Source organism: Bacillus sp. sid0103, from assembly GCF_019219025.1.
Genome location: NZ_JAHUWN010000006.1, coordinates 75,525 through 97,773, shown reverse-complemented (window position 1 = coordinate 97,773; position 22,249 = coordinate 75,525). Strand labels below are relative to the sequence as shown.

The following is a 22,249-nucleotide window of genomic DNA, read 5'->3' as shown; positions in this document are numbered from 1 at the left end:
TTACCCCTTTCGATTGATAAAATTAGTTAATCCTTGCCTTGTTTCCTCGCTTTTGGTATGAGGCATTCCTAATTGACATTCGATCCGGAGTGCTTCTTCTAGTGGAAGTCCCCAACCTCTTACTGCTGCCTGTTTATCCGACCGTAAGGAGCCTTGTGGATAGGAAGCCATTTGATGGGCAAGCTCGAGAGCGCGATCTAATAGATTATTAGTTTCAACCAATTCCGTTACTAAACCCCAATCTAATGCCGTTTTGGCATCTATTTTTCTTCCGGTTAAAATGAGATCCATCCCACGTCCCCAGCCCACGATTCTTGGAATTCGCTGGGTACCACCGTCGACCAAAGGAACATTCCAGCGCCTTTCTAAACAGCCAAACTCAGCATTGATGGCAGCAATACGTATATCACACCACGCCGCCATTTCAAGGCCGCCGGCAAAACAAAAACCGTTGACAGCAGCAATTGTTGGTTTAAAGATATCTGTCATTCTCGTAAATCCTAAATAGCCTTTTCCATCATAAGCGAAATCCGCATCATACTGATTTTTGGGACCTAATGAATCAATCGCCTTTAAATCAGCACCTGAGCTAAAGGATGGGCCACTTCCTGTTAAAATAGCCACTTTTGCTTCAGGATCATCTCGAAATTCAACCCAGGCTTCATAAAGCAAGGCCGCTGTTTCTCCATCAATACAATTATGTTTTTCCGGACGGTTAATCCTAATAACCATAACCCCATCCTGTTGATCAACCAAAACCTTTTTAGTCATCCCGTTGCCCCTTCCCTTTAATTGTTGCATACCTTGCTTCCGCTTCTTTAATTGCATCCAATAAATCACTCTCTAAGAGCGCTAACTCCTTCTGTCGATCTCTCACCTCCTTCAAATGTTTATAAGCAAGTTTAATCCCTTCTTCGTACTGTTTGAGTTGAGTCGTGTCAATATCATATAAGCTAATTAGCGTGGCAGCATCCTGCAAAGAAAAGCCAAGGTGCTTACCTCTAAGAATCATTTTAATTCTTGCTCGATCTCTCTTTGTATATACTCGGTGATTTCCAGCTGTTCGCCTCGGATGAATCAATCCAAATTCTTCATAATAACGGATAGAGCGCTGACTAATACCGAATTCTTCAACCAGATCAGAAATCAAATATTCTATATTTTCAGACTTTTTAACAGGCACGTTTCTTTCCTCCTTTAATAGGAGTTTAACTTATACCTACCAACAACGTCAATTATTTTACGTTGTTGGTAGGTATAATCAATATAGATGCAGTCTGAAAAACTTGAGGTAACGGGGACCCAAATTAGTAAATAGGCACCATCCTGGAAATCGGATGGTGCCATAGATTTTTGGGACTTATTTTATAATCTTATTCAACAAAAAATCTACTTTCTCTATAAGATGTTCCTTGACACTAATATCCAGGTCCATTTCTTCCATAGTCTCTTTCATTTTGCCGAATATCTATATGGAAATCTACTATTACCTGGAACTAATAATCCGATCACCTTTTTCCAACCCTAATTATTGGTAAAATAGTAAAAGTTGATCCATTCCTTTGGAACTATCTAATTATTGGTGTGCAAATTCCCTAAATACGTGAAAAAAGTTGCCATTGAAAATTGGCAACTTATAAAAAAGTACGAAGAATATTTTTAATTGAATAAGAACGTGCGTTTCCATACAATTCTACAATACTCTAGTCGTGCCAGGTACCACCCATTCTTTCCATTTATCTTTTAATTCTTGCTCATTCATTCAAGACCAAGATTAGTTTGCTTCATCTGTGTCTAGGGTACTCAGCTGGGATGCCCACTGAGCGATATTAGCTTCTGGATTGCTTCCGTCCGCAGGGTAGTCAGTAATATGGTACCAGCTAATCGTGCGTTTTTCTCCGACTTTCACACTGGCATCAAATGAGGCACCAAAAATATAACCGAAAGAACTTAATCCAGCAGGTTTGTCTTTTACCCAAGCAATCCCATGGGCTGGGCTGGAAATAGCGGTTTTAGGACCGTCATAGATGTAGTTCCCAGTCCATCCGGTGGTCATGAAGCCTGGATTCACTTTCGCGATTCCTGGAACTATGGCCGTGTCATCTGGGCTGTCGGGGTCAAGCAGGTATTGGAAATACCCTTTAAAGTCTTTCACTCCGGTATTCTCCAATTCTAGTGTAAACTTGACCACCGGCGCATTCGGAAGTGCACGATAAGTAACCGAAGTTTTGATTGACGGATCAATTTGTGCTTGTCCGGTGGCATGGATGGCATCACCGACCGCTTCTATATTCGGAAGCGATAACCATTCTCCCTCGCGGTTCCATGGACGTTTTGTATCGTTCATTATCGGAGAGAGAATCCATTCACTCCAATCGAGCGTCTCCATTGCATTGTTATCAAGCAAGGCAATGTCCCCAAGCCATCCTGGCTGGAATGTACCTGGCAAGTTGTTCGCAGCGATTTGGGAGGAAATCGTTGCTTGGATTCGGTTATTCATGACATAGTGAAAAGTTTTACCAGTTGTTGCATCCATTCGCGGGCTGCCTGAATTAAAGTCCGGTGCTTCCTGAGATATTCCTGCGATGGGTTCTGTGATTCCACTTAATTGCAAAGCAACCGTCCGGTTTTCTCCGTTCGCAACTTCCACCGAAACAGCCGTACCGCTTTGGTAGCCTCTAAATTTGGCTGTCAGCGTATAGTTACCCGGATGTACTCCTAGAAGGTATTGCCCCTCAGCATTTACCGTGGAAACTTGACGGTTCCCCTCACTGTCTGTTGCAATAACAGTAGCGCCTCCTATTGGTTTGCCTGTTAATTTATTTGTCACTTGTCCGGATAGTCGCGGCCAGCGCTGGGCAGCCCTGCCCCCAGGAGTGAAAGCATATAGGTTCCCATCAAGTGCTCCAACCACTAGCGTATTTCCAGAAATGGCCGGTGAAGAAGCAACCCATGCTCCAATTTCATGCTGCCATAGAGGTTGTCCAGTTAAGCTGTCGAATGCATAAAGATTTCCGTCGTTCGAGCCGATAAAAACTGTTTCTCCGCTGACTGCTGCAGAGGAAATAATTCCGGCCTTCGTTCGATAACTCCATTTCTTTGTTCCGGTGGATGCATCGAAGGAAGCAACGTTTCCATCCGGGAATCCCATATAAACGACTCCATTCGCTACCGCAGGAGAGGAACCTGTTGCACCACCGTAAATATAGGTTGAATCTTGGCTCTTGTAACGCCAAAGCTCTTTTCCAGTAGCAGCATCAAGTGCAACCAGCAATCCACCTCCATAACCCATATATAACCTTCCATCAGCGATAGAAGGCATGGAGTGCATCCATCCGCCGGCCGGTTTTTTCCTCCACAATTCTTTACCAGTGGAAGCGTCAAAAGAGATCAACCAGCCTCCATCTGCTCCTACATAAACCTTGCCGTCCTGAACAACAGGTGTGGATTCAACGATCCAGCCGCCTGCTAAAGGAGCATTCCATATTTCTGCACCAGTGTGGGCATCAAGCGCCATCATTGCACCGCCACTGCCTGTGCTGTACGCCTGGTAGACAACTCCATCCTTTACGGTTGGAGAATAGTACATCCATGCTCTTTGTACTTCATCTTTCCCAACAGTCTTTTCCCAAATGATCTCTCCCGTTTGAGCATTCATCGCATAAAGGGTACCGCGAATGGAAGATGCATAGACGATCCCATCGGCAACTGCAGGTGAGGCTTGGACCTGGGCATCTGCCTTCACTTCCCAGCGCTTGTTACCTGTCTCAAGGTCAACCGCATGGATGGCATGTTGGTCAGTGCCATTTTCATCACGTGTGCCAATATAAACCATTCCATTGGAAATGGCTGGGGAGGAGGTAAGTATTGTTCCTGCGGTTCGGTATGTCCAGCCAAGACTTAGACCCGCATCGAGTGTATCCTTTGCCCCTCCGGTATGCTGGGCATTGCCGTGGAACATCGGCCAGTCGGTCCCTTTTTTCGGTGCAATCCGTTTATCATTATCCACAACACTAAATGTGTTGTTTTTTACCCAAACCTTTCCTGCATCATCCGTTACCATAACTTCGATGGCATGCTGACCTTTAGTTGCTTTCTCAGCATCCCACTGGTCATACCAAGCCATTCCGCTGCTTTGTTTAAGGTTTTTCCAAGAACCGCCATCCACTCGGTATTGAACCTTCGTGACATTACTAGTAGTGTTGTAGGCATTTACCAATATGTCCACTTTACCTTTTGGAACCTCGCTGCCGGCTGCTGGATGAACGATTGCCGCACTTTGCTTAACGTCATACATTTTATATTTCTCTTCCTGCTTGCCACCCTGGAACGTAACCATTCGGAACCCGTTTGGCATCTGGTCAATTGTGTAAGCACTGGAAACCGTGGTCACATGGTCAGCGCCTGGAATTGTATCCTGTGCTACATCGTTAACATGCGTATGTCCCACCATCACCAAGCGTGTATTATATTGACTAAGTAGTTCAATAAATTTTTTCGTGTTATCCGGTGACGGGGTTTCCGGAGTATTCATAGGTTTATGAACAAATACAACTACTTCCTTGTTGATCGCATTCTGAGCGAGATCCTGCTTTAACCACTCAAACTGGTCGGATTCATTGAAACCTAGAGTGTTTTCTAATGTTACGAAGTGCCGATTGCCATAATCAAAGGAATACCACTCCGGTCCGAGATAATTGCGGTACTTATCAATTCTCGTCTTATAGTCCGAACCCGGGGCAAAATCATGGTTTCCAACTGCCGGGTAGACTGGAAGGGAAGATGTAGCCGTACTTGCTTGATAATCCTTGAATTCCGTATCGTCTGCTCGGTTGGTTAAATCTCCACTAACGGCAATGAAGGCCGGATTTCCTGTTGATTGATTAATTTGCGCTAACTGGTCTGTGAAGCGCTCACGGTTGTTGGCTGTACCGTCTTGAACATGTACATCGGCAATATTGACAAAGCTAAAGTTCGGATTATTGCTCTTTGGCGTATGTAAAAGACCAAAGTTTTGTTCCTTTGTTTCCCCTGCCTGAACATTTCCCAACTGCTGGTAAAACTGCGGTGTTTTGTTTTTGTCAGTCGGTACGGTGTATCCGTTTGGAACCGATACAAAAACGATATCTTCCTTACGCCTGTCTGTATCGATTGTTAGAGTATAATTTCCCTGACTATCTGTGACGGTAATATTTTTACCGTCCGATACAGACACATGAGGAATCCCCTCTTCATTCCCGTCACGAGTTCCATTCCCGTTTTTGTCAGTGAAAACCGACCCCTTAATCGTGGCAGTAGGATTATCTGCTACAACTGGTTTTACCACAGCAGCTAGAGCCATCCCGCACATCGCAGCCGCTGCCACAGGTTTGAGTTTTTGTTTAATGGTTCTCCCTTTGCCTTCTAAAGACTTCAAGAATTTTTCCTCCTAATTGTTTTAGATTTTCTGGAATATTGGAGCGTAAATAAGGCTTCACCACCTCCTTAATAAAAATTAAGTCCCTAGACAAAAGACGGTTCATTTTGACCATAAAAATCAGTTGCCCTGGTCACATTCAGTGGTCCTTTGTGTCCGTAAATTTTAAGCATTTAGGTTTCGAATTAGACGAGGAACCGTTGGAAGTACCAAATTAATCCCATTCCAAAAATCCCTGCGGTTGCGGCTCCACGGAAGACAGTGGACCAATTGAACCGCCGGATATAAAAAAGAATTGGAAACAGAAGAAGGATGATTAAGGCTTGTCCCACTTCTACACCGATGTTGAATGAAAAGATGGACAAAATTGATCGCCAAGTTACATCGTTTGACAGCTGCAGGGCACCGGCAAATCCGACCCCATGAATTAGCCCAAATCCAAAGACGACAGCGAACCGATATTTAGCAGAAAATCCAAAATAATTTTCTACAGCAACAAACGCTATGCTTAACGCAATGAGCGGTTCAACGATCTCGGCAGGAATATTAAGCAACTTCAAAGCTGTTAAGCCGAGTGTAATAGTATGAGCTATTGTGAATACGGAAATCACCTTTATTACATCAGAGATACGGCGTGTTCCTAACAATAAAGCCATGACAAAAAGGATATGGTCATAGCCAATCATGATATGGTGAAAACCAAGTTGAACAAACCGGATAAATTGCCCGAAAACAGTTTCCTTTCCGATGTTAAGCTCTCGTTCACCGGCTTGGAAAACAAATTGACCTTTTTTGTTTTCAAGGTCGTATGTAGTGATATTTCGATGCATTGAATCATTATCGTCAAAGAAGATACTATAATGTATTTGAACTGAAGATTTAGAGGTTGGTGCTGGATATTCAAGTACCATTTTGGCATAATCCCGGCCTACTCTCCGTTTAATGTCTGTGGAAATTACTTTGCCTTCTGCTTTCGCTCCATCCGTGAATACCTCGAAATGGGACGAAAGATATGAAGTCACAGCATCACGATGATATTCTAATGCCGTATTCAGCTGTTCTGTAGGTGCACCAGGTTTGACACCTAAATCAATTAACCTTCCCAGTTCGAAAAAATCAATGTGCAGCTCCACTTGCAGCTTCTCCCCTACCATTGTTATCTTCGAATAGCCTTCACTATTATCTGTGTGGGCTGACACATTAATTGGTGGAAGCATAAACGAAATAAAGCATGATAAAATAACGAACCAAGTTACTATTTTTCCCAAAATTTTCTCACCCCTTTAAACTAGTAATTTTAACTTTTCATTTGTGTTATAACAGATAAATTTCTTGCTACAAGTTCTTCTGTATATAAATATAATGATGTATAGTAAATAGAGTTTAAATTGAATATGAATTTATTATTAATTAATGGTAAATACAATTAGATAGATTTGCTTACAAAACTTAACATTTTGTATAAAAAAAGGTAAGAAACCAATTAGAACGTTCTAATAAAGGTATAAGAAGTCGTTGTTAGTAGGAAAAGTTGTCGCAGATTACGGAAGTGATGGAGTAAAACATGAAATAGAGGAGTGGAAATACCAGAGGATGAAATTGATAAAATCTTTGAATATTCTTATCGTGCAAAAGCTGTACAAAAAGATTATGTTGGCACTGGATTGGGCTTAGCTGTTGGCCAAAGATTTGTCGAATTGTACAAGTGTCGGACTCATGTTATCAGTGAAAATAATATAACTACATTTGTAGTTACTTTACTTAACATAAAAAAGGTAAAAAATGACACAAGAAAAATCCTTGTGCCATTTTTGTTTTTTGTCTCCCAATAAGAAGGAATCAAAAGAAAAAATTAATAGATGCATTTGAGTATTTCTGTTTTCTTTACTTCAAATCGCTTACTTTTGCAGGTAGGATAGTTGATGGAACTCCTACAGGCTGTGACGTTTGCTAATACAGTAGCCGTTTCACCTCGTATACAAAGACGATTCACGGCGGAAATGTGGAATTAAAGAAGATCTTGGAGGAAAAAGAGAATGCGGCCAGGAAACTTGCAGGAGAACTGTCCATGTGGAGTAAATAAAGTGCCAGCAACCCTTAATAAAGGTGCTGACACATAGTAAATTAATTAATAATTTCTTCCCGATCAGTCAGTATATAAGTTCAACCTCGTCAAATAAGCTGAGCTAGATCCATCCACGTCCGTTTTGCCAAGGGACCACAAGTGGCAAAACCTTTTTAAACTATTCTTTATAACGGGTACATTATAAATTTCTAGTTGACTATTTTTTATATAGTTTTATTAATACGATTACAGTACTATAACGTACCTGTACACAGTATTTTTGTCCTGTAAAAAATCAACTAATCTATTCTACTCCCGGAAACCATCCAGGCGAATGAATAATTGCCTGCCATAGGGGATCTGGTACTTCCAGCACGTGCTGATGATTCTTGTTTATTTTGGTGACAATTTCAGATTCTCTACCTTGTTCCACTTTTTGCACCCACTCGGGATCAATAATCAGTTCACGTCCCAGTGCGATTAATGGGACTCCTGTTTCTAAGGCTTTTAAGGCATCGTCAGCTGAATAAATCGAACCGACACCAATTACTGGAACACGGTCACCTACACGCTCTTGAATGATTTCAATACGTGAACGTGTATCCTCAACTCCTCGTTTAGGTGTTGACCTGAAATCCAGCAATGAAACATGGAGATAATCAAGGTCTTTTTCTGCAAGTGCATCTATTAGTGCTAATGTGTCTGCCATCGTGATTCCTGGTGTTTCGGGTTCCTCAGGGGAAAAACGATATCCAACTAGGAAAGACTCTTTCCCATATTCAGCAACCACTCTCTTTACTTCATCAACAACCGCTAAAGGAAAAGTTAGACGTTTTTCAAGAGTGCCACCCCAGCGGTCTTCACGACGATTAGAATGAGGGGAAAAGAATTGCTGAATCAGGTATCCATTCGCACCATGTATTTCAACTCCGTCATAACCTGCTTCAATTGCTCGTCGAGTTGTTTCTCCAAAATCACGAATAATAGATTCGATTTCTGTTTCAGTTAAAGCTCGAGGAACGGGTTTTCCTTCACCTTCTGAAGGAATTGCACTAGCACTTACCACATCACCATCCACTAATTCAGACGGAACCTGGCGGCCGCCATGGAAGATTTGCAAAATCGCTTTCGCACCCTTCTCTTTAATCGCTGATGCTAGACGACGCAAACTTGGTATCAACTCATCACGGTCGCCACCAAATTCACCATGAAATCCTTTACCATTCATTGTCACATAGGTACATGCTGTAATGACCATCCCAACGCCATTGGAACGTCGTTCATAATACTTGACTTCCGCATCTGAGACGGTCCCGTCAGGATTTGATGAGAAATTTGTCATCGGTGCCATGACAATGCGATTTTTTAATTGAATCCCCTTTCCTATCGTAAATGATTTAAATAATGGTGCATATTTTAAATTCATCATGTCTTTACTCCTCCACCTTTTTCATTTAGATAATACAGGCAACTTTGCCCATTCTACGACTTCATCCAATCGTTTACGGTTTCGTTCAAAGCTAATTCTTTCAGTATTAAGAGTGCTTTAAAATTAATTCTGTCAAAGCTTCTTTTGGTTGGAAGCCGATAACCTTATCTACTTCAACACCGTCTTTGAAAAGAATCAACGTTGGAATGCTCATGACACCAAATGATTTTGTTGTTTCTGGGTTCTCATCTACATTAAGTTTAAGAATCCCAACTTTATCACCAATTTCAAAATCGATTTCCTCCAACACAGGTGCAATCATTTTACAAGGCCCGCACCATGGAGCCCAAAAATCCACTAACACCAATCCCTCTTTCATTTCTGCAGCAAAAGTTTGATCTGTTACGTGTGAAATTGCCATTATTCTTTTCCTCCAATATAATTTTTTTATTTTAAAAAAACTTAGTTGTTAACTCTGACAAATATATGAAAATTATCTTTTTATATCAAAATTCCTCATTCTGTTTCCACTGATTAGAAATTCAGATTTCTTGATAGGCACTTCTTGAATTTTTTTTATAGATACTAATTTCGCCGATAATTCCTTAAACCACTGCTCATCCTTAAATAGTAAAGCCAAATCTATTAAAGCTAAAAGCTCACTTTCATTTCTACCAGTTGTCTCGGGCAGCTTTTCAGCCCGTTTATTTACAATCCAAATCGATTTTCCAATCGCTTTTTCATTGTCACTATCGACCACTTTTACTTGCAGCATTCCTTTGTGAGTGTCTACGGTTTCTATATACCCGTGGATCAATTCTCCATCTCTGGACCTACCCTGAACCCAATCCCCATTTTCAAATCGATATTTATCGGCCATTGTCATCTACACCCCTTAAATGTTATAAAAAAAGTTACAGTTTGGTTTTTAAAAAAAGTATATCATCTATATCGCTTCATACTGTATTAAAATAATATACAGTATAATTAAAAGAAAAAACTAAATCATGGACAATGTTTAATTTTTTCTAAAACAGTACTAAGCGTAATATTCTCTAAATATTTTTCAAAATACAATTCAGCATCATTGAAAATCTGATCCATAACCACCTGGGTATTTGATGATATAACACATTTTTGCTCCGGATCACCTGTGCACCAGTTTGGTTTTAGGCTTCCGCGTGAAACTGTACGATAAATATCTGCCAATGATACCTCTTGAGAGTTACAGTCGAGAATATAGCCACCGCCAATACCTTCTTTTGTCTTAACAAATCCATGATTGCGCAAACAGCTCATGATTTTGCGAATCCTTGCCGCATTTGTACAAACATTGGTAGCGATTGACTCACTGCTTGCCATATGATCTGGTAAATAAGCTAAATAGACTAAACTATGGACGGCTATCGTAAAATCACTATTCACTTTGATGCTTCCTCCTCAAGAAGATTAATGTAATTTTAATATTTACAGTTTATAAAGTCAACAAAAAATAACTCAATATTAAATAATTCCACTATAGCCTATAATTGATTTTTAACAAATATTAATCCACTAAAGAATTCTTTGCTTTAGGTAACAATATAAATTACATATCAAAAAACAAAATAAATCTCCTGCAATTCAGGAGCAATAAAACAAATTATTTAGTTTAAATAGAACATCATAGAAAAGTGCTAGGCATATCCAAATCCAAGGATTTACCTAACACTCTTAAATTTGAGCATTTGCAAATTTGAAACTACCCTAACATATGGAAGGTACGCCTTTATGACCACTTCACTAATGAATTAAGTAATATACCCACGGCAAAAAGCAGCAGCGTGATATGTATGTAGTTTAACGTACGCTTTCGTTTATTTTGAAGAAACATCCATATCCAAAGAATAGCTAAAAGGATATGAATAAAGTCCAATACATGTTCATTTCCTGCCATTAGCCCATCTCCTATGATCTTCGTCTACATGTGTTTCTCGATAATCCCCTGATATCCCATCTTCCTGATCTTTTGACCTTTTTTTGGGCCTCTATCATCCGAAAACAAATGATCATTTAAACAAAGGCACCTACCTTATGAAATCAACTCATGCAAATACAATCGTTTTATTACCATGAACAAGTACTTTATCTTCAACATGCCAGGAAACGGCTTCGGCGAGAACTCTTTTTTCCACATGACGTCCCGCAGTCTTTAAATCCGCTACTGTATAGCGATGATTAATACGCTGTACATCTTGTTCAATAATTGGTCCTTCATCAAGATCATTTGTTACATAATGTGCAGTTGCTCCTATTAACTTTACTCCTCTGTTAAACGCTCTTACATAAGGATTTGCCCCAACAAAAGCTGGTAAGAAAGAGTGATGGATGTTAATGATTTGTTTAGGATAATGCGAAATGAAATTAGGAGAAAGAATTTGCATATACCTGGCCAGAACAATAAAATCTACTTTCCCTTTCAACAGTTCTAATGCTTTCTGTTCGGCATCTCCTTTCGTTTCTTGAGACAGTGGGATATGATAAAAAGGGATTCCATAACCCTCAACTAATTCTTTTAAATCGGCATGATTACTGATCACCATAGGGATATCCACAGGAATTTCATTAGATTTCCACCGCCAAATAAGCTCGCTGAGACAGTGGTCCGCTTTGGAAACAAAGATGGCCATTCGCTTTCTTCTTTCATTACTGCTCAACTGCCAATCCAACGCATAATCCTGCGCCAAATCATGTAGATCTTTTTCAAGTTTTTCATATGTAGAATTAAATTCTTCCAAATCAAACTCGATCCGCATAAAGAATATACCTGCTTGTGGATCAGTAGTATGTTGGTCAAAATGGACAATATTTGCTTTGTGTTCTAATAAAAAATTCGTTACAGTCGAGATAATCCCTGGCCTTTCTGGACAAGAAATTAATAATTTTGCACGGTTATGCTTTACCTTTATGATCATTACTCTTCCACCATCCTTAGGGTTAAAATATATGTTGTATTAGCCATGAATTGCTTTTCCATCTACGGCAAGTGCGGCTTCACCAATTGCTTCAGCCAATGTCGGGTGGGGATGGATCGTATGAGCAATATCCATGGCGGTTGCGTTTAATACACGAGCGAGGCCTACTTCTGTAATCATATCCGTTACATGCGGACCTACCAGATGGGCTCCTAACAGCTTATTAGATCCTTCTTCAACAACCAGTTTGACAAAACCATCCGATTCACCAAAAACCAAAGCCTTTCCAATCGCACGGAATGAAAATTTACCAGTTTTCACTTGATATCCTTTGCCCTTTGCTTCTTCTTCTGTGAGTCCAACACTTGCTACTTCTGGGCTGCTGTATACACATTTTGAAACAAGCGTCGAATCAAGTGGGGCTGGATTTTCCCCTGCCATATGTTCAATGGCGATCATTCCTTCATGTGAAGCAACATGGGCAAGCTGCAAGCCGCCAATCACATCACCAATGGCGTAAATGTTTGATTCATTCGTTTGATAAAACTCATTGGTTTTAATAAAATCACGATCCAGATCAATGGTAGTATTTTCAAGCCCAATGGCTTCCGTATTTGGTAATCGTCCTACGGATACTAAAAGTTTATCAGCAGAAAATGGCGTTTCTTTTCCTTTATGCTCCGCCTTTATCGAAACACCCTCACCTTTTTCAAGTGTCTCAGGCAGCACCTTTGCACTAGTGACGATTTTCACACCTTTTTTCTTCATTAAACGCTGGATTTCCTTTGATACCTCTTGATCTTCTGTTGGCAATATACGATCGGCATATTCAAGTACTGTTACTTGTAATCCGAAGTCCACGAGCATCGATGCCCATTCGATTCCAATCACTCCGCCCCCAACAATGATAATAGAGTTTGGAAGCGCCTCCATTTTCAAGGCTTCATCGGATGTCATCACATACTTTTCATCTACTTCTAGGCCATGGAGTGTTCTTGGACGAGAGCCCGTTGCAATCAAAATATTCCGGGGGTTTAAGAGGATTTCCTCTTCCTGATTGTTCAATTCCACTAGTACATCTTTAGACGGCAAGATGCTTCCTTTCCCTTCATAAACATCGATCTTTCCTTTTTTCATTAAATGTTGGACACCTTTAAATAACCGTTCCGTAATTTCTTCTTTTCGAGCCTGTACTTTTGAGAAATCAAGTCCAACCTCTGGGGCAATGACACCAAACTTCTCTACATTTTTTGTTTGAGCGTACACTTCTGCGCTTCTTAATAAAGCCTTACTAGGGATACAACCAGCATGAAGGCATGTTCCACCGATTTTTCCTTTTTCAATTACCGCTGCTTTTAACCCTAATTGTGAAGCACGAATGGCCGCAACGTATCCGCCTGTTCCACCGCCGATAATAACAACATCATATTCTTTTGTCATCTTCGATTCTCCTCATATAAAAATATGTAATCATATCTATAGGAAAACTTAGTTAAATAGTTTAATAGCATCATAAAACAGCTCAAAAACACCATTCAGTATTTCACATAAACCATGTACCTATTAAACTATGTCAATTGCACATTCACTAGAGGCAAAACTCTCTCCAACTAGAAAACCTTGTTCATCACTATAATCGATTTCTGTTTCTTCATTAATATAGCGTTTTGTAAAACGATCCATCCGAATCTGAATCCCATCCGTATCAATAATAAAATCGTTTCGTCGTGGTTCATCAAATACAATTGAAAACTTAACAGTCATCCCACATCCGCCAGCAACTTCGGCGTCAATCCGGGGAGTCTGGTCTCCATTGACTACCATTTCCTTTAACTTGTTCATGGCTTCTTTTGTCATTTTTATCATAGTTGAACCTCTCCCCTTATTTTAATTGATTACGCATTCGCTTTTGCTGCATTAACCTGTTCATCAGCGTGATAAGAGGAGCGAACGAGCGGACCGGCTTCGCAGTGACTAAAGCCTTTTGACATAGCAATGATCTTTAGTTCTTCAAACTCTTGTGGACTCCAATATTTTTGGACTTTTAAATGATGTTTAGTTGGCTGCAAATATTGACCGATTGTCATAATATCTACATTGTTAGCACGAAGATCGTCCATCGTTTCGATAATTTCTTCTTTTGTTTCTCCTAGACCAATCATAATGCTTGATTTTGTTGGAATAGTAGCATTCATTTCTTTTGCGCGTCTTAAAAACTCAAGGGAACGTTCGTATGTTGCCCGGGCACGAATTTTTGGTGACAAACGTTTCACTGTCTCAATATTGTGATTTAAAATGTCTGGCCCGGCATCCATTAATGTTTTTAAGTTGTCATATTCACCCTTCATATCGGACGGGAGGACTTCAATGCTGCAAAAAGGACTGTGGCGTCTTACTGCCCGTACTGTTTCTGCAAAAACCCGAGCTCCACCATCTTTTAAATCATCACGAGCAACAGCAGTAATCACGACATGCTTTAGTCCCATTTTTTCCACTGACTCCGCAACACGCTCTGGCTCATCCCAATCAAGTTCTGTCGGCAGCCCTGTTTGAACCGCACAGAATCGGCAGGCACGCGTGCATATACTTCCTAAAATCATAAAGGTTGCAGTTTTACGTACAGCCCAGCATTCATGAATGTTTGGGCATTTCGCTTCTTCGCAGACCGTATGTAGCTTTTTTTCACGCATCATTTTTTTTAAGCCAGTATATTCTTCATTCGTATTCAATTTTATTTTTAGCCATTCTGGTTTGCGAACATAGTCCATAGACATATCGATCTTTCACCCCTATAAACAGTCAGGTTTATTTCAAACCACCGAGAATGACATCGTGAGAAAATTCTTTTTCTCTTATTCCTCACTCCCAGTGGTTCATGGTTAAACATTTTTTTAAGACGTGACGGTTTCTCTTTTTACCACTGTATCTTTTGTGTATCGCAAGATTGGTTGTCTCGCAGCCTGGACTTCATCCAATCGGCCAATTACCGTAGTATGTGGTGCATCTAATACGACACCTGGATTTTCTTCCACTTCTTTTGCAATTTGAATCATTACATCCGCAAAAGCATCTAGTGTTTCTTTTGACTCTGTTTCTGTTGGTTCAATCATCAAACATTCATCTACATTTAGCGGGAAGTAAATGGTAGGTGGATGATAACCAAAATCAAGCAAACGTTTGGCCATATCGAGTGTTCTTACACCCAGCTTTTTCTGTCTTGATCCAGATAACACAAATTCATGCTTACAAATTTGCGAATACGGTGCATCAAAATATGGTTCGAGTTTTTTGCGCAGATAATTCGCATGAAGTACGGCACTTTCCGATACTTGACGTAACCCCTCAGGTCCCATTGTACGAATATAGGTGTAAGCACGTAAAAGAATACCGAAGTTTCCATAATATCCTTTCACTCGACCGATAGAGTGCGGTTGGTTAGAGTCTAGCATATATACTTCATTTACTTTCTCGACTCGCGGCACTGGTAAAAACGGAATCAATTTCTCTTTCACACCGACAGGACCTGCACCTGGACCGCCCCCGCCATGTGGTGTTGTAAATGTTTTATGAAGATTTAAATGCACGATGTCAAAGCCCATTTGGCCTGGTGTTGTTTTCCCTAAGATGGCATTAGCATTGGCTCCATCATAGTATAGTAAGCCGCCTGCTTCATGAACAACCTTAGCAATTTCTACGATTTCTTTTTCAAATAGGCCGAGCGTATTCGGATTTGTTAGCATCAGTGCGGCTGTATGATCATCTACATGCTTCTTTAATTCTTCTAAGTCGACTAACCCATGCTCATTGGATGGAATCGTTATGGTTTCAAAACCGGCAACCGATGCACTTGCAGGGTTTGTTCCGTGCGCGGAGTCTGGAACAAGGACTTTGGTTCTCGCCTCTCCTTTTTGCTTATGGTAGGCTTTGACCATCATTAACCCGGTCCATTCTCCTTGAGCACCTGCTGAAGGCTGTAAAGTCACTGCATCCATTCCTGTGATGACAGCTAACTCTTCCTGTAATTCATATAAAACCTCTAGTGCGCCTTGTACTGTTTCAGTTGGCTGGTATGGATGAATGCGGCTAAACCCTTCCAAACGTGCTACATCTTCATTAATTTTCGGATTGTACTTCATCGTACAAGAACCAAGTGGATAGAAGCCATTATCGATTCCATGGTTTTTATTCGAAAGCGCTGTGTAATGGCGAACAAGCTGCAACTCTGATACTTCCGGGAGTTCTGCTGGTAGGTCACGAATCAAGTGCTTGGGAAGTTTATCATTTAGATCAACAGGATTAACATCACTTTCCGGAAGGCTTGATCCCACACGTCCTTGACGACTGATTTCAAAAATTAGATCATTATATTCAACCATTTACAACTGCCTCCAATACCTCGATAAATTGGTCAATCTCTTCTTTTGTCCGCTGCTCTGTAACTGCTAGTAGCATTTGATTTTCTAAGCCGTAATCCGTTCCTAAATCAAACCCACCGATGATACCTGCCTCAAGAAGTTTGGCATTGACTTCCTTTACCGGACGAGGAAGCTTGACAGCGAATTCATTAAAGAATGGCGCTTTATTCATAATAGTAAAGCCTTTTTTATCGAGAGATTTTGCCATATAATCGGCTTTTTCAAAGTTTAATTGGGCCATATGACGAATTCCTTGCTTTCCAAGGGCACTCATACAAACCGCAGAGGCAAGTGCATTTAATGCTTGGTTTGAACAAATATTGGATGAAGCTTTATCACGGCGAATATGTTGCTCACGTGCTTGCAGGGTTAATACAAAACCTCGCTGGCCTTTTTCATCTGTCGTTTGCCCAACAATTCTTCCTGGGATTTTTCGCATGAATTTCTTACTTACCGAAAAATAACCACAGTGTGGGCCGCCGAAGGACATCGGGATTCCTAATGGCTGCATATCCCCGATCACAATGTCTGCTCCAAGTTTACCAGGAGCCTGCAAGAGTGCCAGTGCCAATGGATTGGCGCTTACAATTAAAAGCGCTCCTTTTGTATCCGCGATATTCTTAATTTCTGCTAAATCCTCAATGGATCCGAAAAAATTTGGATATTGAACAATAACAGCAGCAGTGTTTTTATCAATTTGTCCTTGCAGCTTCACTAAGCTTGTCTCATCATCAGTAAGATTGACGTCTTCAACTATATAGCCTTGGCCATCTGCTACCGTATTTAAGATGGCACGTGATTCAGGATGAACTGCCTTTGACACAAGTACTTTGGAACGTCGTGTTGATGCAACAGCAAGTGATGCAGCTTCAGCAAGAGAGGTAAAGCCATCGTACATCGAAGAATTGGCGACATCCATTCCTGTCAACTCACAAACCATGGTTTGGAATTCAAAAATCGCCTGTAATTCACCTTGGCTGATTTCCGGTTGGTATGGTGTATAGGCTGTGTAAAATTCTGACCGTGAAATCATATGATTTACCACACTTGGAATATAGTGATCATAGGTTCCTGCACCAAGAAAGGTTGGGTAATGATTAGCATTTTTATTTTTGGAAGCAAGTTTATTCATTTTTTTCAAAAGGAGAGGCTCTGGCACTGCCTCTGGAATAGGTAGCTCACCGTTTAGTTGAATTTCAGCTGGAATATCTTCAAATAACTCATCTATCGAAGAAATATTTAAAAAAGCGAGCATTTCCTCTTGATCTTGTTTCGTATCAGGGAGGTATCGATAAGTGGAAGTCATTTTATTCCTCTCCTTCATTAATAAATGCTTGGTACGCATCTTCATTTAAAAGTGATTCCAATTCTTCTGGATTTGACATTTCCACTTCTACTAACCAACCTGCTTCAAATGGATGTTCATTAATAGTCTCAGGGGCATCTCCTAACTCCTCGTTTACAGTAACAACCGTCCCTGATACAGGAGAGTAAAGTTCAGATACAGCTTTTACTGATTCGATGGTCCCCATTGATTCATTCGCTGTTACTTCATCATCCACTTCTGGGGTTTCAACGAAGACGATATCTCCTAATTGCTTTTGTGCATAATCAGAGATTCCAATTCGTACTCGATTTCCGTCTAATTGTAATACCCACTCATGTTCTTCGCTATATAGTAAAGTTGCTGTCGCTTTAGTCATTGTTTCTCTTCCTTCCGATTGTAAATTCAAGTTTGATTATCAGTCTTTATATAAAGTAAGTTTGTGTAACAGTCGTAATGCCTATCTCATCCATGCGGGTTAACCATAGAACTCTATCACTCTATTAACCCTTTTTATAGAACGGTGTTTTAACGACAACGGCATCAATCTGCTTATTGCGGATTACCACTTTTAATGGTGTCCCCACTTCTGCATGTTCTGCTGCAATTAGTGCAAGGCCTATGCTTTTCTTTAAAGATGGGGATTGAGTTCCCGATGTAACAACACCAATTTCCTCTCCACCATCTGAAACTACTTGGTAACCGTGGCGCGGAATCCCCCGTCCTGTTACCTCAATTCCTACTAATTTTCGTTTTAATCCTGCTTCTTTTTGTGCTAATAGTGCGGATTTACCGATAAAATCACTTTCTTTTTTCGTTTTTACAGCAAAGCCGATTCCAGCTTCAAGGGGACTTATATCACTTAATAGCTCTTGACCATAGAGTGCAAGTCGTGCTTCTAGACGAAGCGTGTCACGTGCACCAAGTCCACATGGCTTTAAGCCATCATCACTTCCTACTTCTAAAAGCTTTACCCAAAGTGCTTCAACTTGTGCAGCGGCTAAATAAAGCTCAAAACCATCTTCTCCTGTATAACCTGTACGAGATACGATCACATCTGTAATCCCGTCCAGGTTGACATGTTGAACAAATTTAAATGAGCCAATTTCTGATAAATCTGTTTCCGTTAACTTTTGTAAAATACCTTCAGCCTTTGGCCCTTGGATGGCCAGCTGAGCCATTGACTTCGATATATTTTGGAGCATCACATCTCCTTTTACATGCTGCTTCATCCATTCGAAATCTTTCTCAATGTTTGCGGCATTAATGACGAGTAAATATTTTTCATAATCTAATTTGTACACTAATAAATCATCGACTGTTCCGCCGTCTGGATAGCACATTGCGGTATACTGTGCTTGATTGATGCTAAGCTTTGTTACATCGTTAGTGACAAGATAGTTGATGTAACTCTCTGCATCTTTCCCTACTACAAGCACTTCCCCCATATGAGAAACATCAAAAAGTCCTGCTTTTGTACGAACCACCTCATGCTCATCTAAAATACTGGAAAACTGGACTGGCAGTGCCCAGCCTCCAAAATCAATGACCTTCGCACCAAACTTTCCATAAACTTCAAAAAGTGGTGTTTGCTTTAATGCTGTTTCGATCCCCATTTATAGACCCCCTACTTAAGATTTCTTACAAAATAGTCCTTCCTTCACCTGTTTACCTGTTTCTGTTATTGCTAGACCTCCAAGCGCTGTTTCCCGAAGTGTCCGAGGCATATCTTTTCCGATCCTATACATCGCTTCAATCACTTCATCACACGGAATGCGACTTTCAATCCCAGCCAGCGACATATCAGCCGCTGAAAATGCGATGGAGGTTCCAATCACATTTCGCTTTATGCAAGGCACTTCAACAAGTCCTGCGACTGGATCACAAACTAATCCTAAGAGTGACTTCATGGCAATGGCTGTCGCATTCACAGCTTGCTGAGGCGTGCCCCCTTTTAATTCCACTATGGTTCCTGCAGCCATGGCTGTTGCAGATCCTACCTCTGCTTGACAGCCTCCTGCTGCTCCCGAAATGAAGGAACGGTTGGCAATGACAAACCCCAGCATACTTGCTGTGAACAATCCCATGACTAAATCTTTATAAGGTGTGCCATCGTTTTTATGAAGCGAAAACAATACACCAGGCAATATACCGGCTGCACCAGCAGTTGGAGTGGCTACAATAACCCCCATCCGTGCATTGCTTTCAGAAGTTGCCAATGAAAAGCTCATTGCATTGCTCACATAATTTCCTGACAGAGATTTCCCTTGATGTACGTAATCATACATTTTCACGGCATCCCCGCCAGAAATTCCACTCGGTGCGGTTGAGGCATCTTTTATACCGCTATCAACGGCTTCTTTCATTTTGATCAAGCGCTCTTCCATTATGCTAATAATGGTTTCTTGGTCTCTTCCTGATTTTTCTATTTCCATCATCAGCATGATTTCACCAATGGTTTTTTGTTCTCTTTCACAAGCTTCAATCAGCTCTTTCATGGACTGTATCTTCATCATATTGCCTCCATAAGTGCTTTCCCTCTTGGTTGATAAGTACTCGCAAGGACTGTAAAGTCATCGCCTGCACTTAAACGAATATCTACCTTTTTCTCGTTAATCATAAAGATCTTCGATAACCCGCCACCAAGTGATGCACCGCCAACCTTTACAACACGATCACCGTGTTTCACTGTTACCATTGTTGTATTTGGATGATCATAGTACTCACAGATGTCTGCAAATTCGAAATGGTACTGCATGCCAACCTCTTTTGCCCACTCCAATGAATGTTTAATGCGTGTATCATCGGTATCCATCCCAAGCAATCCGCCAAGAAGTGCTTTATCTGTTCCATGTCCTTGATAGGTTTCAGCAAAAGAATCATAAAATACAATTTTGACCTCTTGTGGACAATCTCCTAACAGTTCATAAATAAATTTTCCGATAGATACGACACCTGCAGTATGAGAACTCGACGGTCCCACCATAATAGGGCCAATAATGTCAAAACAACTCTGAAATTCCATCCTCATGCCCCCTTCTTACACTGTGATTGCCTGTTGAAATAACGGATAGGCACCACAAATCGCTTTGGTTGTTTCTTTTGCTTTCTCAAGAACGACTTTGTCCCCTTTGCTCTTCAGAACAGCTGCGATGATTTCCCCGATTTTCACCATTTCATCCTGCTTCATTCCACGTGTCGTTAAAGCCGATGTTCCCATACGGATACCGCTCGTAACAAACGGCTTTTCGGGATCATATGGAATCGTATTTTTATTTACAGTAATTCCAGCTTCTTCTAATAATTTTTCTGCTTCTTTGCCAGTTAAATTCCACGGACGTAAATCTAAAAGGACAATATGATTATCTGTTCCACCAGAAACAAGGGCTGCACCTTGATTTTTTAATGTTTTTCCTAAAGTTGCAGCATTTTCAATGACTTGTTTCGAATAATCCTTAAAGCTTGGCTGTAATGCTTCGTTGAATGCAACCGCCTTAGCTGCAATAATATGCATGAGCGGGCCACCTTGAATCCCTGGGAACACCGATTTATTAATAGCTTTTATCATCTGTTCATCATTTGTTAAAATAATGCCGCCGCGCGGTCCTCTCAACGTTTTATGCGTAGTGCTCGTTACCACATCTGCATATGGAACCGGTGATGGATGAAGACCAGCTGCAACAAGTCCCGCAATATGCGCCATATCTACCATTAATTTTGCGCCAACTTGATCAGCAATTTGTCTAAACCGTGTAAAATCAATCGTTCTAGGGTAAGCACTTGTACCGGCAATGATTAATTTCGGTTTTTCTTTTTTCGCGATCGCTTCCAGTTCATCATAATCAATCAATTGAGTATCTTCTCTAACACCATAGGACACTACCTCAAACCATTTTCCTGAAACACTAACAGGACTTCCGTGCGTTAAGTGTCCGCCATGTGAGAGGTTCATCCCCATCACTTTATCACCAGGTTGAAGCAGTGCGAAAAAGACAGAAAAATTTGCTTGTGCACCTGAGTGAGGCTGAACATTGGCATATTTAGCACCAAACAGCTGAGTTAGGCGGTCAATTGCTATTTGTTCTGCCACATCGACAAATTCACATCCTCCATAGTAACGCTTCCCTGGATAGCCTTCTGCATATTTGTTCGTCATCACACTTCCCATTGCTTCCAATACATCTTTGCTTACGAAGTTTTCAGATGCAATCAGCTCCAATGTTTGATGCTGACGATGCTGCTCTTTTTGAATGGCTTCAAAAATAGTTGAATCATTTTGTTGTAAACTCATCTCGTTTCCCCCTTGATTCGTTGTATTAGCTACCTCTATCTATGTATCACCTCGAAGATTTTATCTGTTTATTCCTAAGATACAATCTGAAAGGAAACCTTTTTTTTGCACGCAAAAAAGGACAGAGAAGGGTAGCAAAAAGCTTTCATCTACCCTTCTCTGTCCTTTTACCTGAGAGTTTAAGTTCGATTAAGAACCTTCCCCTTTGGTGGCATATAATTCTATACGCGCTCTCCAGAGTTGCGTCCAGTTGTGGTTCCATCTACCTGAGAGATTTGTTCCAAGGGTCTTTTTGGAACTTGCTCCTTCGGTGGCGTGTAAACTTGCACTCTCCCACAACCATCTTCCGCTTATT

General features: G+C 40.8%; 21 protein-coding genes and 1 riboswitch. Of the genes, 1 reads left to right on the top strand and 20 read right to left on the bottom strand.

Annotated features, from left to right (window positions below; genetic code table 11):
* From KW850_RS08785 to KW850_RS08770, 4 genes are all read right to left on the bottom strand, one after another.
* Complete coding sequence (locus tag KW850_RS08785; protein ID WP_218347185.1) at nt 1-771, bottom strand: enoyl-CoA hydratase-related protein; 771 nt, start codon at nt 769-771, stop codon at nt 1-3.
* Nucleotides 764-1,183, bottom strand: a complete 420-nt coding sequence (locus KW850_RS08780) for a MerR family transcriptional regulator (protein WP_218347184.1) — start codon at nt 1,181-1,183, stop codon at nt 764-766. Before KW850_RS08780 ends, KW850_RS08785 begins: the two co-directional genes overlap by 8 nt.
* 591 nt (nt 1,184-1,774) lie before the next feature.
* Nucleotides 1,775-5,416 carry an outer membrane protein assembly factor BamB family protein gene (locus tag KW850_RS08775; protein ID WP_218347183.1) on the bottom strand — a complete coding sequence of 1,214 codons (3,642 nt, stop codon included), beginning with the start codon at nt 5,414-5,416 and terminating at the stop codon, nt 1,775-1,777.
* Between the two features lie 185 nt (nt 5,417-5,601).
* Entirely contained in the window at nt 5,602-6,684 is a 1,083-nt protein-coding gene (locus KW850_RS08770; RefSeq protein ID WP_218347182.1) for a HupE/UreJ family protein, read from the bottom strand.
* A gap of 309 nt (nt 6,685-6,993) precedes the next feature.
* Here KW850_RS08770 and KW850_RS08765 point away from each other — a divergent pair, with 309 nt between their 5' ends.
* A complete protein-coding gene (locus KW850_RS08765; protein ID WP_218347181.1) occupies nt 6,994-7,248 on the top strand; it encodes an ATP-binding protein in 255 nt (84 codons plus the stop codon).
* A 537-nt stretch (nt 7,249-7,785) separates the two neighbouring features.
* Here KW850_RS08765 and KW850_RS08760 read toward each other — a convergent pair.
* From KW850_RS08760 to glyA, 16 genes are all read right to left on the bottom strand, one after another.
* A complete protein-coding gene (locus KW850_RS08760) occupies nt 7,786-8,910 on the bottom strand; it encodes an NADH-dependent flavin oxidoreductase (RefSeq protein ID WP_218347180.1) in 1,125 nt (374 codons plus the stop codon).
* A gap of 106 nt (nt 8,911-9,016) precedes the next feature.
* The gene (trxA, locus tag KW850_RS08755; protein WP_026567646.1) at nt 9,017-9,331 is read right to left on the bottom strand and encodes a thioredoxin; all 315 of its coding nucleotides are present in this window, start codon (nt 9,329-9,331) and stop codon (nt 9,017-9,019) included.
* 72 nt (nt 9,332-9,403) lie between these two features.
* Complete coding sequence (locus tag KW850_RS08750; protein ID WP_256358152.1) at nt 9,404-9,790, bottom strand: IDEAL domain-containing protein; 387 nt, start codon at nt 9,788-9,790, stop codon at nt 9,404-9,406.
* Between the two features lie 125 nt (nt 9,791-9,915).
* Nucleotides 9,916-10,335 (bottom strand): RrF2 family transcriptional regulator, encoded by a 420-nt coding sequence (locus tag KW850_RS08745; protein WP_218347178.1) that lies wholly within the window; start codon nt 10,333-10,335, stop codon nt 9,916-9,918.
* Nucleotides 10,336-10,678: 343 nt separating this feature from the next.
* Nucleotides 10,679-10,846 carry a hypothetical protein gene (locus tag KW850_RS08740; RefSeq protein WP_218347177.1) on the bottom strand — a complete coding sequence of 56 codons (168 nt, stop codon included), beginning with the start codon at nt 10,844-10,846 and terminating at the stop codon, nt 10,679-10,681.
* Between the two features lie 148 nt (nt 10,847-10,994).
* On the bottom strand, nt 10,995-11,864 hold the full coding sequence (purU, locus tag KW850_RS08735) for a formyltetrahydrofolate deformylase (protein WP_218347176.1): 870 nt from the start codon (nt 11,862-11,864) through the stop codon (nt 10,995-10,997).
* 39 nt (nt 11,865-11,903) lie between these two features.
* Nucleotides 11,904-13,304 (bottom strand): dihydrolipoyl dehydrogenase, encoded by a 1,401-nt coding sequence (gene lpdA / locus KW850_RS08730; RefSeq protein ID WP_218347175.1) that lies wholly within the window; start codon nt 13,302-13,304, stop codon nt 11,904-11,906.
* Nucleotides 13,305-13,427: 123 nt separating this feature from the next.
* Nucleotides 13,428-13,730, bottom strand: coding sequence for an iron-sulfur cluster biosynthesis family protein (locus KW850_RS08725; protein WP_218347174.1), 303 nt, complete (start codon nt 13,728-13,730; stop codon nt 13,428-13,430).
* Nucleotides 13,731-13,759: 29 nt separating this feature from the next.
* The gene (gene lipA / locus KW850_RS08720) at nt 13,760-14,638 is read right to left on the bottom strand and encodes a lipoyl synthase (protein WP_218347173.1); all 879 of its coding nucleotides are present in this window, start codon (nt 14,636-14,638) and stop codon (nt 13,760-13,762) included.
* 117 nt (nt 14,639-14,755) lie between these two features.
* Nucleotides 14,756-16,240: an aminomethyl-transferring glycine dehydrogenase subunit GcvPB gene (gene gcvPB / locus KW850_RS08715; protein WP_218347172.1), complete on the bottom strand. Its 1,485-nt coding sequence runs from the start codon at nt 16,238-16,240 to the stop codon at nt 14,756-14,758.
* Nucleotides 16,233-17,585, bottom strand: coding sequence for an aminomethyl-transferring glycine dehydrogenase subunit GcvPA (gene gcvPA, locus KW850_RS08710; protein ID WP_218347171.1), 1,353 nt, complete (start codon nt 17,583-17,585; stop codon nt 16,233-16,235). Before gcvPA ends, gcvPB begins: the two co-directional genes overlap by 8 nt.
* Nucleotide 17,586: 1 nt before the next feature.
* Entirely contained in the window at nt 17,587-17,982 is a 396-nt protein-coding gene (gene gcvH, locus KW850_RS08705; RefSeq protein ID WP_218347170.1) for a glycine cleavage system protein GcvH, read from the bottom strand.
* Between the two features lie 124 nt (nt 17,983-18,106).
* Nucleotides 18,107-19,219: a glycine cleavage system aminomethyltransferase GcvT gene (gcvT, locus tag KW850_RS08700; RefSeq protein ID WP_218347169.1), complete on the bottom strand. Its 1,113-nt coding sequence runs from the start codon at nt 19,217-19,219 to the stop codon at nt 18,107-18,109.
* A 15-nt stretch (nt 19,220-19,234) separates the two neighbouring features.
* Nucleotides 19,235-20,116: an L-serine ammonia-lyase, iron-sulfur-dependent, subunit alpha gene (gene sdaAA, locus KW850_RS08695; RefSeq protein WP_218347168.1), complete on the bottom strand. Its 882-nt coding sequence runs from the start codon at nt 20,114-20,116 to the stop codon at nt 19,235-19,237.
* Nucleotides 20,116-20,628, bottom strand: a complete 513-nt coding sequence (locus tag KW850_RS08690; RefSeq protein WP_218347167.1) for a serine dehydratase beta chain — start codon at nt 20,626-20,628, stop codon at nt 20,116-20,118. Before KW850_RS08690 ends, sdaAA begins: the two co-directional genes overlap by 1 nt.
* A 15-nt stretch (nt 20,629-20,643) precedes the next feature.
* Entirely contained in the window at nt 20,644-21,894 is a 1,251-nt protein-coding gene (gene glyA, locus KW850_RS08685; RefSeq protein ID WP_218347166.1) for a serine hydroxymethyltransferase, read from the bottom strand.
* 243 nt (nt 21,895-22,137) lie between these two features.
* Nucleotides 22,138-22,240: riboswitch (glycine riboswitch) on the bottom strand.
* Between the last annotated feature and the right edge of the window lie 9 nt (nt 22,241-22,249).